At 63.5% G+C, this 381-nt stretch carries 1 protein-coding gene; it reads left to right on the forward strand.

What is annotated here, in order from left to right; all coding sequences use genetic code 11:
- A partial coding sequence (locus tag BXP70_RS30255; protein ID WP_179197921.1) for a hypothetical protein occupies window positions 1-180 on the forward strand: 180 nt, incomplete at its 5' end.
- Window positions 181-381 lie beyond the last annotated feature (201 nt).

Here is a 381-nt window from a genome sequence, read left to right on the forward strand (position 1 = left end):
TACTTCCAGAGCACGCCCTCGCGGCGCAGCGACTGGCAAGCGCCCCAGCCTTCGACGCTAGCCGAGAACCTAGTGCTGCAATGTCAGATCGCCCCGGTGCGCCTGAGTCTGCATCCCAGCCTGCCTGAGGAAATCGCCCAGGACACGCGCGCCCTGTTTCAACAGCTCTTCGGCGAATAGGGGCCCGCCGCACGCTTTTGCCCGAAGAGAAGTATCGAGGGCTCCGGTCTGGTGGCGAGCGCCAGCGTGCTGTTTCCAGCGCGCCCTTTTACCTAAACTTCCGCCCGCTAGCCCGGCTGAATTAGGTACGGGAGATTACGGCTGGGCTACGAGCCATTCCATGGCGAGGAGCTCCTGGTCAAAGGTGCGGTAGACGACGGG

Source organism: Hymenobacter crusticola, from assembly GCF_002154225.1.
GTDB classification, from domain to species: domain Bacteria; phylum Bacteroidota; class Bacteroidia; order Cytophagales; family Hymenobacteraceae; genus Hymenobacter; species Hymenobacter crusticola.